Below are 13,546 nucleotides of genomic sequence, written 5' to 3'. Positions count from 1 at the left end.
TAGAAAGCATTTAAATTAATGCTTCTCAGAAGATAAAATTTTATCAACTTTTATTTGCTTTTAAAGACAGTACCTTTCCGTTCTTTCCGATGCTAATTTAGTACCGAGTTATCGGTAAAGAATCGGAACCACTGCAATCGGGTTTAGGAACAAGGGTTTCTGCACCCGGCAACCCCGGAAATGAAATGCTGTTTTGGTCCAATAGCCCCGGTTGCAGCGTTACCCCAAATGTTATTAAGTTCAGCGCTGTTAATCACGGATAAACACGGATTTTCATATCTGTGTGCATCCTTTTTATCTGTGGTTAAATATTTTTGCTTGTGCCGTATGACTTAACTTAACGACGTTGGGCAGTAGGGTAGGTTTAACCTAAGAATTATTGAGCCTGATTTTCGGAAAATGCAATTAAAATACTTGGCAAATCGATCTTGAAATCCTTAATTTCTCCGAATCCTGATCCTGTATGATTTTAGTGAAAAATATTTTCGATATGTATTTGTGTGTTAATTGAATTTGTTCTATATTTGCACCTCGTTAAATAAAAATTAAAAAACTAATATTTAAACAATGTACGCAATAGTAAATATAGCAGGGCAGCAATTTAAAGTTGCTAAAGACCAGCACCTTTTTGTACACAGATTACAAGGAGATGAAGGCGCTAGTATTGAATTTGATAATGTATTGTTGGTTGACAACGGTGGTGCAATTACTGTAGGTGCTCCTGCAGTTAAAGGTGCTAAAGTTTCAGCTAAGATCGTATCTCATTTAAAAGGTGATAAAGTAATTATTTTCCACAAAAAACGTAGAAAAGGTTACAAAAAGAAAAATGGTCACCGCCAGTTTTTCACTAAGATTCAGATCTCTGACATCACTCTATAATTAATTGTTAACCCAATAATTCGCTTTTTAGCGAGTTACAAAATATAAAATCATGGCACACAAAAAAGGAGCCGGTAGTTCGAAAAACGGACGTGAATCGCATAGTAAGCGTTTAGGTATTAAAATTTTCGGTGGGCAATTAGCTATCGCTGGAAACATTTTAGTACGTCAACGTGGAACAAAACACCACCCTGATAAAGGTGTTGGTATTGGTAGAGACCACACTTTATTTGCTTTAGTTGATGGTACTGTAATTTTCAGAAAGAAACAAGATAACAAATCTTATGTTTCTATCCTTCCTATCACTGAAGCTGAAATTGAAGCAGCAGTAGCTAAAGCACCAGTTGCTAAAAAAGCGGTTGCTAAAAAAGAAGTTGTAGCTGAAGAGGTTGTTGAAGCCGCTCCGGTTGCTAAAAAAGCACCTGCTAAAAAAGCAGCTAAGAAAGACGAAACTACTGAAGAAGCTGCACCTGCAGAATAATTAGTATCAAAGTTATAAAGGAAAGTCCCGATGCAAATCGGGACTTTTTTGTTTTTATATGGTTCACACTGGTTCACACTGGTTCACACTGGTTCATTGGTCATTCGTTCATTGGTCATTCGTCATTCGTTCATTGGTCAATTCGGTTAATTGGCGCTCAACTCAAAACCGGTTAATTGCCCTTCGACTCCGCTCAGGGTGACATATTGTGGGGACCGATTAATCAGCTCCTAACCAAATCCCCCAACTCCAACCAATTGTTAAAGCCTGTTAAATAACAAAATTTAACAATTCATCGTGATACATTCGTATATCATTATTTAATTATTTGCGATGAATTTTAAAATACTCAGCTTACCTGTTTTTTCTATTATGTTAGTCGGCTTTTCGGTTAAAGCACAAGATGTAGAAGAGAATATCCGCATGGTGAAACCCTTTAAGGCCGATGGTACATCGAACGAGTGGAACGAACCGCTTAACCAATACAACGACGCCACCAAACTGGCTTTTGCCCTGGCCAACGATGACAAAAACCTGTACATCATTATCGAATCGTTAGATCCGCAAACCACTTTTAGCGTGCTAAGAGGTGGCATTACCTTGAATATCAACACTGAGGGTAAAAAGAAAGATGGTATTAAGTTAACCTTTCCTTTGATGGAAAGACCACCAATGGCTAAAGAAGGAGAGGAGCACCATGGTCATGCTGCTTTATCGCCAGATGGAGCAGCACAAGATCCTGTGGTAATGAATAAAAGTATTCGTGTTTCTGGTTTTAAAAATATAGCTGATGGTGAACTGCCAGCAATAAACCAGGACGGCATTGAAACCGGAATGAGTATTCAGCCCAACAGAGACCTTATTTACGAATTAAGCATTCCGTTAGCGCAATTACAGGTAGGTTTAGATCTTAAAAAACCATTGGTTTACAATATCAAAATTAATGAGCCGAATAAATCTGGCTTTAAAAGAGAAGGTAGACCCGAAGGCGCAAGCAGCGGCAGAGGAAGATCAGGCGGAAACCGTGGAATGGGAGGTGGAGCTATGGGCGGTGGCGGCCGTGGCGGTATGGGTGGTGGAGGAAGAATGGGGGGAGGCGGTCAACGGCCATCAGAAGGCGGCGAATCGGCAGCTAAATCTTCTGATTTTTGGATCAAGTACAAGTTGGTAAAGGCATAAGCTAGGCTATATAAGTGCGTCATTTCGAGCGAAGTGCAACGAATCCGAGAATCCGAAGGCTCAGCGAAGCTAAATCTATTTTAATAAAAATCAATTTTATAGATTTCTCCATTCCGCTATGCTTCAGTCGAAATGACGAATACCTTAATACTCCCTGGCCATCAATTGCTCGGTGAGCATTAAAATATTTGATTTTCTCTCCTCACTCACATTAATCTGCGCAAATACAGCTAAAGCTTTGTTGAGGTAATTGTTCATGCTTTTTTTAGCAATATCCTGGATATCCAATGTATCGTATACCTGGCGCACAGTATTTACTTTTTCCTGCACATTAAATTCTTTATATGCGGTCCAGGTATCTAATGATGCCCTGGTTTCTCCATCGGCAAGTTCGAAAGCTTTTAGCAGCAGGAAGGTTTTTTTATTTGCAATAATATCACCGCCAACCTGTTTCCCAAATTTTTCAGGATCAGCGTATACATCTAAAATATCATCCTGTAGCTGAAAAGCAATGCCGATATTTTCGCCAAACTGATAAATTAAATCAGCATCTTTTTCTGAGGCGCCAGCGATAATGGCCCCAAGTTTTAAGGCACCACCTAAAAGCACTGCCGTTTTTAACCTGATCATGTTGATGTATTCTTCAATGCTCACATCATCACGGCCTTCAAATTCCATATCCAATTGCTGACCTTCGCAAACCCCTTGAGCGGTTGCATTAAAGGTATTCAACACAGGAGCAAGAAAAGCTGGATTTACTTTTGCCAGGTTTTTATTTGCTTCCACCATCATCACATCACCACTTAAAATGGCAATATTGGTGCTCCATTTTTCGTGTACAGTGGCTTTCCCGCGGCGGAGTGGTGCATTGTCCATAATATCATCATGAACCAGCGTAAAATTATGAAAGATCTCAATGGCCATAGCGGCATCGATCGATTTATTGGCATCTTCACCAAACAACTCTGTCGCCATTAAAACCAGTAGTGGTCTTACCCGTTTACCACCTAGATTAATGATATAAGTTATCGGATCGTAAAGCTGTTTAGGATGATCCGGAAACTTTAAATTTTGTATTGCAGTATCTAAAATTTGTTGTAATTCTTCTGTAGTATGCATTTGTAATTATTGCGTAAACACTGTGTTTAAGGCACAATTTTAAATTTTTAATCTGGAATTAGGGTAAAATCGATTTGACGTTTAGAAAGATCTACTTTTTTCACCCTGATCATCACTTCATCACCCAATTGGTATTTTTTCTTTTTGCGTTGGCCTACTATGCAGTAATTTTTTTCATCGAGTACATAAAAATCGTCTGATATGTCTCTTAAACGGATCATACCCTCACATTTGTTTTCTTCAATCTCTACATACATGCCCCATTCGGTAACACCCGAAATAATACCTTTGTACTCCGTACCGATATTATTTTCTAAGTATTCGGCCTGTTTGTATTTAATAGAGGCACGTTCGGCATCAGCAGCTCTTTTCTCCATAGCTGAAGAATGAACGCAGGCCACTTCGTAAAACTCCATATCTGCCGATTTACCGCCGTCTAAGTAAGTCTGTAAAAGCCTGTGCGCCATTACATCCGGATAACGGCGGATAGGGGAAGTAAAATGGGTGTAATATTCGAAAGCCAAACCATAATGGCTGGTTTTTTTAGTAGAATATATTGCTTTTGCCATTGATCTGATGGCTAGCGAAGTTAGAATATTCTGTTCTTTCTTCCCTTCAACATCATTCATTAGGTTATTTAGCGATTTGGCAATTTCTTTATCCGATTTGGTATTAATTTTATAACCGAAACGTGAAGCAAAGGTTGCGAAAGTATTCAGGGTTTCCATATTTGGTGAATCGTGCACGCGATAAACAAAGGTCAGTTTGTCTTTTCCTTTAGTTTTCTTGGCGATAAACTCGGCAACTTTACGGTTGGCCAAAAGCATGTAATCCTCAATCAGTTTATGGGCATCTTTACGCTCTTTTACATAAACACCAATTGGTTTACCAGCTTCATCCAGTTTGAATTTAACTTCGGTACTTTCGAAACTGATGGCACCGTTTTTAAATTTACGGTCGCGAAGGATGTAAGCCAATTCATTCAGTTTCAATATTTCTTGAGCGTAATCGCCTGCTTTATTTTCGATTACTTCCTGAGCCTCTTCATAACTAAACCTTCTGTCAGAATGGATTACTGTTCTGCCATACCACTCTGATTGAATATTGGCCTGCTCATCCAGTTCGAAAACAGCGGCAAAACACAATTTATCTTCATGTGGACGTAATGAACATACACCATTACTCAAACGTTCTGGCAACATCGGAATTACACGGTCTACCAGATAAACTGAGGTCGCACGGCTATAAGCTTCTTTATCCAGTTCGGTTCCCTGAATTACATAATGTGAAACATCAGCGATGTGCACGCCAATTTCATGGTTTCCATTAGGAAGTTTTTGGTAGGAGATGGCATCATCGAAATCTTTCGCATCTGCCGGATCTATGGTAAAAGTTAATACGTTCCTAAAATCTTTTCTTTTGGCAATTTCAGCTGCAGGAATTTCTTCAGGAATGGCGTTGGCTTCGCGCTCTACCTGAGGTGGAAATTCTAATGGAAAACCATACTGCGCTAAAATAGCATTCATTTCGGTATTGTTCTCGCCCTGGTTACCCAGTACATGTTTAACAATCCCGATCGGATTTTTAGCACTTTCAGGCCAGTCTGATAGCGTTACCAATACGCGTTGACCATTTTTGGCTTCGTGGATATCGGCCAGTGGCACAAAAATATCGTGCATCATTTTTTTATCATCCGCAATAACGAATGCAAAACGATCTGATATTTTGATTACTCCTGTGAAATCTGATTTTGCCCTTTTAATAATTTCGACAACTTCGCCATCATTTTTACGACCGCTTTTCTTTGCGAAAACATAAGCCTTTACGGTATCACCGTGCAATGCATTTTTGAGTTTTCGTGGGGCTACAAAAATATCTTTCTCAAATTCATCTTCGGGAACGATGTACGCTGAACCATCGGCAGTCATATCAACCGTACCGATAATAAAGTTTTGAAGTTCTTTAAGTTTAAACTTACCTTTTTCTGGTTCTAAGAAAATCCCTGCACTTTTTCCTTCTTTTAAGATCTCGAGAATGGTTTCTCTGGATTCTTGATCGTTCAAATTTAATTTGGCCGAAACCTGCTTGTAATTAAGCAGCTGATTATTGTTTTTTTCAAAAACATCACTAACCAATTGATTCAGAACCAATTTTATATTTGCCGATTTTTTCTTTGCCATATGCTAAACTGAATTTACCGAAGATACAGAAAAGATGCTCAGGATGGAAAATATAGGGCACAATATGTAAAATGGATGATGGTTTATAGTTCATTTGTTCATTGGCTATTGGTTTATTAGTAAGGCAAACTGGTTATCTGCTGATGGCTTAATAGCGCATGGTTGATAGCCAAGGCGGGGTAGAGAAAATTGCTATTGACTATCAGGGATTAACCATTAACCAAATAAATAATATTCCAGATTAAACCTTATTTCTAATCTTCATTCCACCTTATGGACTATGGACTATGGACTATGGACTATGGACTATGGACTAACCTTGATTTCTACATAAATAATTTTCTTCCGCTCGGCGGTATAGCTCAAATGTATGTTGCCGCTTCTATCCTGAATAATGGCCGGATAGCTATATTCGCCTTTAGCATGGTTTTCTAATGTGTAAATATCCTGCCAGTTTTCACCATCGATTGATATAGCCAGTTTTAATACTGATCTGCCTTCCCACCAGTTTTTGCCGGCTGTTAGCGGGTTGTAAACAAGTAATTGCCGCCCATCTTTTAAGGTTACGGCATCGCTACCCGAATTTGGATTAGGCAATTGAGTAGCCTTAAGTTTTGACCAGGTTTCACCATTATCTTTCGACCAGCTTTCTACAATCACATTCTGTCTGCTTCTACATAATAACTGTAACCTGCCGTTTGGATAGGTTAAAATAGAAGGTTGGATTACACCAAACGTATCACAGTTGATATTGATCTTTTTCCAGTTTTTACCATCAGCATCTGATTTCTCAATGTGGATTGCCCATGTTTTTTCATCCAAACTTTCCGTACTTGATGGATAAAGGATTGTTCCATTAGGTAATTGAAGAGGTTTGTTTTTAATTGGCCCTAGAAAATATTTTGGTAATTTCTGTGCTTTCGACCATGTTTTTCCGTTGTTAACAGATGTTTTATATTCTGCCCACCATGTCCTGGGATTTGCACCTACCTTATAATGTAAAAATAAAGTGCCGTTTTTTGTTTTAAAAAGAACAGGATTCCAGCAGGCAAATCTGTTCGTATCATTTATTATCCCATTCGCGATTTCGATTGGTAAACTCCATTGCGTTCCGGTTTTTATTGACGACCAGATTACTACGTCTTTACTTCCTTCGTGTTTACCGCCAAACCATGCCGCCATTATTTTTCCTTTACCCAAATCAACCAGCGTTGAGGCATGGCAGGCCTCGAATGGAGCCTTCTCAAAAATACTAGTCGACTGAATGATTTCTACTTTTTGCGCACAAACGTTTAAAGAAAGAATAATGAGTATAAAAGCAATTGAAAGATGTTTAAGCATTTTCTATTAATGGTGTCCTGGTATAGCCTCGATCAGTTTTTGGGTATAAGCTGCTTTTGGCGCATAAAATATCTGTTCTGGAAAACCTTCTTCCTGGATTTTTCCTTTATTCATCACTAAAATACGGTCTGAAATATGCTTTACAACAGCAAGATCGTGAGAAATGAATATATAAGTGAGTCCGAATTCGCGTTGGAGATCTTTGATTAAGTTTAAAACCTGCGCTTGAACGGAAACATCTAAAGCAGATACCGATTCGTCGCAGATGATAAATTTAGGTTGTAAAGCCAAAGCCCTGGCAATAACCACACGCTGCCTTTGTCCGCCACTAAATTCATGCGGATACCGGTTAAAATGCTCCTCTTTTAAACCTACTTTATCAAGTAATTCCAGCACTTTTTGTTTACGCTCGCTATCGTTACGGTATAATTTATGCACCTGTAATGGCTCTAAAATTGATTGACCGACACTTAATTTTGGATTTAATGAAGCGTAAGGATCCTGAAAAATAATCTGAATATCCTTCCTTAACTTCCGTAAGGCCGTTTTGTCGATGTGTGTAATGTTTTCTCCATTAAAAATAATTTCACCAGAAGTAGGTTGTATCAACCGTAAAATGGTACGGCCAAGCGTGGTTTTGCCACAACCCGATTCGCCAACCAAACCTAAGGTTTCACCAGGAAAAACCTCAAAATTCAACTGATCAACAGCTTTAACGTAATCAGTCGTTTTGCCAAAAAGACCATTGTGGATAGGATACCAGGTACATAGGTCTTTAATCTGAAGTAAAGGTTTCTGGGCGTAAAGTTTTTCTCTCCGTGCGGCTATTTCTGCCTCTGTTAGTTGGTTTGAAGCCTGTAAATGTGCCGAAGCATCATCAATTTTTCCGGTAAGGAAATCGGCCACCACAGGTAGTTTTTTTAATTGTAGACTAGGTGAGGGGCGACAGGCAAGCAAACCTTTGGTGTAGGGATGTTGTGGGTTTTCGAAAATAGATTTTGCTGGACCTTGCTCTACGATTTCGCCTTTGTACATTACAGCAACTTCATCAGCAATTTCATTTACTACGCCTAAATCGTGCGAGATAAAGATCATCGCCATATTCCGTTCCTGTTTCAGTTTTAACAGGAGCTGTAAAATTGTTTTCTGAACGGTTACATCTAACGCCGTGGTGGGTTCATCGGCTATTAATAGTTTCGGATCACAGCTTAAGGCCATGGCAATCATTACCCTTTGCTTTTGCCCGCCTGATATTTGGTGTGGGTAACTATCAAATATTTTTTCTGGTCGGGGTAGTTGCACCTCGTTAAACAATGAAATAGTATGTTTTTTTGCTTCCGCTTTATCTACCTTTCGATGTAACATAATGGCTTCTGCCACCTGGTATCCGCAGGTAAAAACAGGATTGAGCGAAGTCATGGGTTCCTGAAAAATCATCGAGATCTGGTTTCCTCTGATCTGGCGGATTTCATTTGAGCTGAGATTGAGCAGGCTAATATCTTCAAAATCTATATCGCCTGTAATTTTTGCCGCACGTTCATCATGCAAGCGCATAATGGAGAAAGATGTAACCGATTTTCCAGAACCAGATTCGCCAACAATACCTAAAACTGTTCCTTTTTTTACATTAAAACTGATCTGTTTTACAGCTTTAAACCAGGTTTTTTCGTCCTGGTTATAGAAATCGATATTTAGGTTTTCTACGTTTAGCATCAAATTTTTGAAATAATAAGTTCATTTGAGCCTGTTTCCAGGCTATTGTAATCATCTAAATGGTAATGACAGCCAATTGGAGTTTCATCTTGAGCTAAGTAAAGTAGTTGTTTTGCAAGAGAAATGAGTCCTGCTTTATTCGCATGAATTTGGATTTGATTTTCAATTATATCTGTTTGGAGAATGAACCCATCTACCCAGCTAGATTGCAATCCTACTTCATCGTTATATTTTGGAATTTCCAGTTTTACTTCGACTATCATTTAGGATACAATTGTAATGTTTTCTGCCGGAATTATATCCATACCTTTAAATTTTAACAATACCTGTGCGGTGGTAATTACATCTTTCTGGCAATAGGTAACAATTCTATCGATATTTTTTTCCTCATAATAAACTTGTCTTACCTGCGCACCGTTGATGTCATCTTTAGGTGTAGGAATATCTAAAATAGCAGCCAGCAGGTTTAACGAAGTAAAATGCTTGTAATCGCCGAATTTCCAAAGTTCCATTGTGTCGATATGGTTTATTTCCCAGGGTTTTTTACCCGAAAGTTGTAGTTGAACCGGGATTTCTATGCCGTTAACCAATAACCGTCGGCATAAATAGGGAAAATCGAATTCTTTTCCATTGTGCGCACAGAACATTAGGGTAGGCATTTGTTTACTCAATAAAGCAGAAAACTGTAACAGCATTTCTTTTTCATCATGGCCAAAAATAGATTTGATGCGCAAAGCGGATGACTTGCCCTGAACATTGAAAATGCCCATGCTAATGCAGATAATTTTACCAAATTCGGCCATAATGCCGGCTTTTTCATAAAATTCTTCGGCAGTTTGGTCTGAACTTCTTTGATAATGTGTTTTCTGCTCCCAAAGTTCCTGAAAATGGGGAGGTACATCTTGAAAAGATGAATATTGAGGCACGGTTTCGATATCGATAACCATTACCTGATTGAGATCTAACGCCTTTAGCATACACAGATAGTTTACAATAACAATTTACAATTTTCAATTCAAAAATCTTCTATGCAAACCATTAAACATTAAACTATATTTTATAAGTTTGGGTTATGGCGATAAGTAAATTCGAGCAATCTTTAGCAGATGGTGCTCACCAAAAGCTTCAAAGTTTAATTGGTACCTGGAATGGGATAACCAAAACCTGGTTCGAAAAGGATGTGCTGGCAGATGAATCTCCAGTTGAAGCAAAAATCACTTCAATTTTGGGTAACCGTTTTATCTCTATCGATTACCAGGGAAGTTTGGAAGGAAAAGCTTTTGAGGGCAAAATGATTGTCGGTTTCGATATTCCCTACCAAAGATTTACCACAAGCTGGGTCGATAGTTTCCACATGGACACACAGATTATGCTTTCGAGCGGTGAAGCTATTGCCAATGGTTTTTCTGTGTTTGGAGAATATGGGAGTCCTGAATATGGCGAGCAGCTTTGGGGCTGGAGAACATCACTTGAGATTATTGGTGAAAATGAAATTATATTAACTGCTTACAATGTATCGCCAGAAGGGGAAGAGGCAAAAGCTACGGAAACGGTTTATAGAAGGAAATAAATTAGAAGGATCGTCATTCCCAACTTGATTGGGAATCTTAATGCCCGATGTAAATGCATTAAGATTCTCGCATACGCGGGAATGACGTACAAAAAAACTAAAATAAACTTGGCGAAGACTGATTGGCCATTACCGGGATTTTTAAATCAGTTCCTACAGCTTTATTCAGTTTCGCTGTAAAATAAGCCGAAAATAACGGAGAAGATAGCTCAACATTTTGATGGACAAAGAAATATAAGTTTTGCAAGCCTTGTTCTTTCCAGCTTACAATTCTTTCAATCCAATCGTCTAAGCGTTTTTTATCTATATCATCATCGTTTGCACCAACAAAACGTACAAAGGCCGTTGGCGAAGTTAAACGCATATGCAGCATATCCCTTCTACCTGCAGTATCAACAATAATATTGGCAACACCATTTTCCTGAAATAATTGCGCAAATTCGTTGGCAATGGCCGGATTTGAGAACCATTCTTCATTTCTCACTTCAACACCCAAAGGAATTACTTTAGGAAATTCGTTGATTACGATTTTTAACCTTTCAAAATCTTTAGGTTTAAAGTTATCGTGCAATTGAAGAAAAGCCATTCCTAATTTATCTTCAAAATTACTGATAGCATCGCAATACTGTTCTACAGGTTCTTTAACGTTGATCAACCTTTTAAAGTGACTGATGGTATTGGTCAGTTTTGGAAAAAACTTAAAATCTGCAGGTGTTTTTTGCGTCCAGGTGATTACCTGTTCACGGCTTGGCATACCATAAAATGTGGCATTAAGCTCAATAGAATTAAATTGAGTAGAGTAGTAAGTCAATTCATCCTTAGTTCCTTTTGGATAAAACCCCTTTAAATCGGCTTTATTCCATTTGGCGCAACCCACATAGGCCTGGAAAGATTGTTTAGGTTTATTTGCTGCTAAAATTGCTGCTGTTTCAGGAGCATCAGCAGGAAGGGTATAATCTATAATCGAAGGGTCGTCTACTTTACCGAATTGCATTTTTAAAGGTTTTTAGGTGTAAGGTAAAAGGTTTAAGGCAAAAAAATACCTTAGTTTATTTAACTAAGGTATTTATATATTGTAAAAATAAGAAACTTGTTCTTGCTTTAATTTATTGTTGAAAGTTTATTTGGGAGAGCTCCAAACTGAAAATTCCCAACTGCAAACTAAACTAGTAACCCAGAATCTTCAATACCTGTTTACTGTTCTGTTCTTCTCCAAAAACCTCGAAATTGAAACTTTCATCGCGGTTTCTGCGGATCAAAACATGTTTCGGGCTTGGCAATAAACAGTGGTGGATACCGCCATAACCGCTCAATACTTCCTGGTAAGCACCCGTGTGGAAGAAGCCTAAATACTGCACCTTACGCGTTTTTGGCATAAATACACTGTTCATATGGGCCTCCTGGTTGTAATAATCCTGCCCATCGCAGGTAATGCCACCTAAGTTAACCCGCTCATATTCAGCATCCCAATTGTTAATTGGCAATAAAATGTATTTTTGGTTTAATGCCCAAACATCAGGTAAGTTGGTAATGAAAGAACCATCCAGCATTAACCAACGCTCACGATCGTTCTGTTGTTTACGGCCCAATACTTTATAAAGGATACCAGAAGCTTCAGCAACCGTATATTTACCAAATTCAGTAATAATATCTGGTTCCATTACATCGTGGATGGCGCAGATTTCTTTAATCCTTTTTACAATTTCGTTTACCATATATTCGTAATCGAAATCGAACACCAACGAATCTTTAAATGGCATACCACCACCAATATCGAGGGTATCTAAATCTGGATTGATTTTTTTGAATTTGCAATACAACGTTACGTATTTCTCTAACTCGTTCCAATAATATGGCGAATCGGTAATACCAGAGTTAATGAAAAAGTGCAATAATTTAACCCTGAAATTAGGGTTGTGAACGATTTTGTTGTTGTAAAAATCAATAATATCTTCCATACGCACACCTAAGCGCGAAGTATAGAACTGCGAATCTGGCTGCTCTTCAGCAGCGATACGGATACCTAAGTTACAAGGAGTATCGATATCAACCTCATCATCAAAAAGATTAAACTCTTCTTTGTTATCTAAAACAGGGATAATATTGGTATAGCCATCGTGCAACATATCAATGATATATTGTTTGTACTGGTAGGTTTTAAAGCCGTTACAGATAATGGTGGTATCTTTCGTTAACACACCTTTTTTCTCCAAAGCATCAACCATCGGCATATCAAAAGCCGAAGAAGTTTCCAGGTGGATATTGTTTTTTAAAGCTTCTTCTACAATATGCTTAAAATGCGAGCTTTTTGTACAGTAGCAATATTTATAATCGCCACGATAATTGTTCTTTAAAATAGCGGTTTGGAAAAGAATCTTCGCCTGCTGAATCTTCTTACTTACCATGGGTAAGTACGTGAAACGTAGGGGAGTACCGTAAGTTTCGATCATTTCCATCAGGTTTAAATCCTGAAAATATAATTCATCATCTATAACATCGAAACCCTCCTGAGGGAAACCAACACTTAGATCAAGAAATTCTGAGTAACTCTGCATTTACTTTTAAATAATTTTTGCAAAAATGTAATTTTAAATCGAGAATTAAACGGTATTGAAAATATTTTTACTGTAAGGAAACGCTTAGCCTAACTACAAAAAATGCCGACAAATTGTTTTGAAGAGAAAGTGGGTGGTTCTATTTTGGTAATGATCTGGAAAACAGGAGCAAATAATATTTTTAAGTTTTAAGATTTGGAAAGCAGGTTTCTGTTTTTATAGGTTAGGGTTGGCCCTGCTCTCCACTTTACTCGTTGCACTCGTGTTCGTTCCGATCAGGTTTAGTTGGCAAAGACCGTTCTGCTATTTGGGGTTTGATAGCGAGTTGGCTAATCAATTATAGGTAAATCATTAATTGATTGATATTGATGAAGCTGTATCATCAATATAGATTGTCATCCTGAGCCTGTCGAAGGACCTGTTAAATACCCGGTGAAGCATTTCGATACATTTGTCAAGCTCAGTACAGGCTGAGCTTAACGTGACACACTCTGATCTTAGCGCCTCGCTAAGACTTTTCAGTAAATTA

The 13,546-nt window shown here is 38.2% G+C and carries 12 protein-coding genes; 4 read left to right on the top strand and 8 right to left on the bottom strand.

All coding sequences use genetic code 11. The features are described from left to right. The first annotated feature begins 567 nt into the window (after nt 1–567). From rplU to AC1RJ8_RS09765, 3 genes are all read left to right on the top strand, one after another. Nucleotides 568–879 carry a 50S ribosomal protein L21 gene (gene rplU / locus AC1RJ8_RS09775; protein WP_025146774.1) on the top strand — a complete coding sequence of 104 codons (312 nt, stop codon included), beginning with the start codon at nt 568–570 and terminating at the stop codon, nt 877–879. A 52-nt stretch (nt 880–931) separates the two neighbouring features. Next, entirely contained in the window at nt 932–1,360 is a 429-nt protein-coding gene (gene rpmA / locus AC1RJ8_RS09770) for a 50S ribosomal protein L27 (protein ID WP_131032291.1), read from the top strand. A 333-nt stretch (nt 1,361–1,693) separates the two neighbouring features. Beyond that, nucleotides 1,694–2,539 carry a hypothetical protein gene (locus AC1RJ8_RS09765; RefSeq protein ID WP_492953269.1) on the top strand — a complete coding sequence of 282 codons (846 nt, stop codon included), beginning with the start codon at nt 1,694–1,696 and terminating at the stop codon, nt 2,537–2,539. A 144-nt stretch (nt 2,540–2,683) separates the two neighbouring features. On the opposite strand, the gene AC1RJ8_RS09760 is transcribed toward AC1RJ8_RS09765, so the two are convergent. The 6 genes from AC1RJ8_RS09760 to AC1RJ8_RS09735 form a co-directional block, all read right to left on the bottom strand. Next, the gene (locus tag AC1RJ8_RS09760; RefSeq protein WP_492953270.1) at nt 2,684–3,658 is read right to left on the bottom strand and encodes a polyprenyl synthetase family protein; all 975 of its coding nucleotides are present in this window, start codon (nt 3,656–3,658) and stop codon (nt 2,684–2,686) included. 47 nt (nt 3,659–3,705) lie between these two features. Then, nucleotides 3,706–5,838, bottom strand: a complete 2,133-nt coding sequence (gene rnr / locus AC1RJ8_RS09755) for a ribonuclease R (RefSeq protein ID WP_492953271.1) — start codon at nt 5,836–5,838, stop codon at nt 3,706–3,708. A 306-nt stretch (nt 5,839–6,144) separates the two neighbouring features. Then, nucleotides 6,145–7,179 carry a sialidase family protein gene (locus AC1RJ8_RS09750; protein WP_492953272.1) on the bottom strand — a complete coding sequence of 345 codons (1,035 nt, stop codon included), beginning with the start codon at nt 7,177–7,179 and terminating at the stop codon, nt 6,145–6,147. A 6-nt stretch (nt 7,180–7,185) separates the two neighbouring features. Next, nucleotides 7,186–8,892 carry an ABC transporter ATP-binding protein gene (locus AC1RJ8_RS09745; protein ID WP_492953273.1) on the bottom strand — a complete coding sequence of 569 codons (1,707 nt, stop codon included), beginning with the start codon at nt 8,890–8,892 and terminating at the stop codon, nt 7,186–7,188. Continuing rightward, complete coding sequence (locus AC1RJ8_RS09740; RefSeq protein WP_492953274.1) at nt 8,892–9,155, bottom strand: Imm32 family immunity protein; 264 nt, start codon at nt 9,153–9,155, stop codon at nt 8,892–8,894. Before AC1RJ8_RS09740 ends, AC1RJ8_RS09745 begins: the two co-directional genes overlap by 1 nt. Further along, nucleotides 9,156–9,869 (bottom strand): 3'-5' exonuclease, encoded by a 714-nt coding sequence (locus AC1RJ8_RS09735; protein ID WP_492953275.1) that lies wholly within the window; start codon nt 9,867–9,869, stop codon nt 9,156–9,158. It abuts the gene before it with no gap. Between the two features lie 95 nt (nt 9,870–9,964). Between AC1RJ8_RS09735 and AC1RJ8_RS09730 the strand changes: the two genes are divergently transcribed. Further along, the gene (locus AC1RJ8_RS09730) at nt 9,965–10,462 is read left to right on the top strand and encodes a DUF1579 domain-containing protein (protein WP_492953276.1); all 498 of its coding nucleotides are present in this window, start codon (nt 9,965–9,967) and stop codon (nt 10,460–10,462) included. A 97-nt stretch (nt 10,463–10,559) separates the two neighbouring features. Here the strand turns inward: AC1RJ8_RS09730 and AC1RJ8_RS09725 are convergent, their stop codons facing one another. Both AC1RJ8_RS09725 and AC1RJ8_RS09720 read right to left on the bottom strand, forming a co-directional pair. Beyond that, entirely contained in the window at nt 10,560–11,456 is an 897-nt protein-coding gene (locus AC1RJ8_RS09725) for a DUF72 domain-containing protein (protein WP_492953277.1), read from the bottom strand. A gap of 172 nt (nt 11,457–11,628) precedes the next feature. Beyond that, nucleotides 11,629–13,017: an arginine decarboxylase gene (locus AC1RJ8_RS09720; RefSeq protein WP_029277861.1), complete on the bottom strand. Its 1,389-nt coding sequence runs from the start codon at nt 13,015–13,017 to the stop codon at nt 11,629–11,631. Between the last annotated feature and the right edge of the window lie 529 nt (nt 13,018–13,546).

It is taken from the genome of Pedobacter sp. GW822-FHT03F06, assembly GCF_058801365.1.
This window is presented reverse-complemented; position numbering and strand designations above follow the sequence as displayed.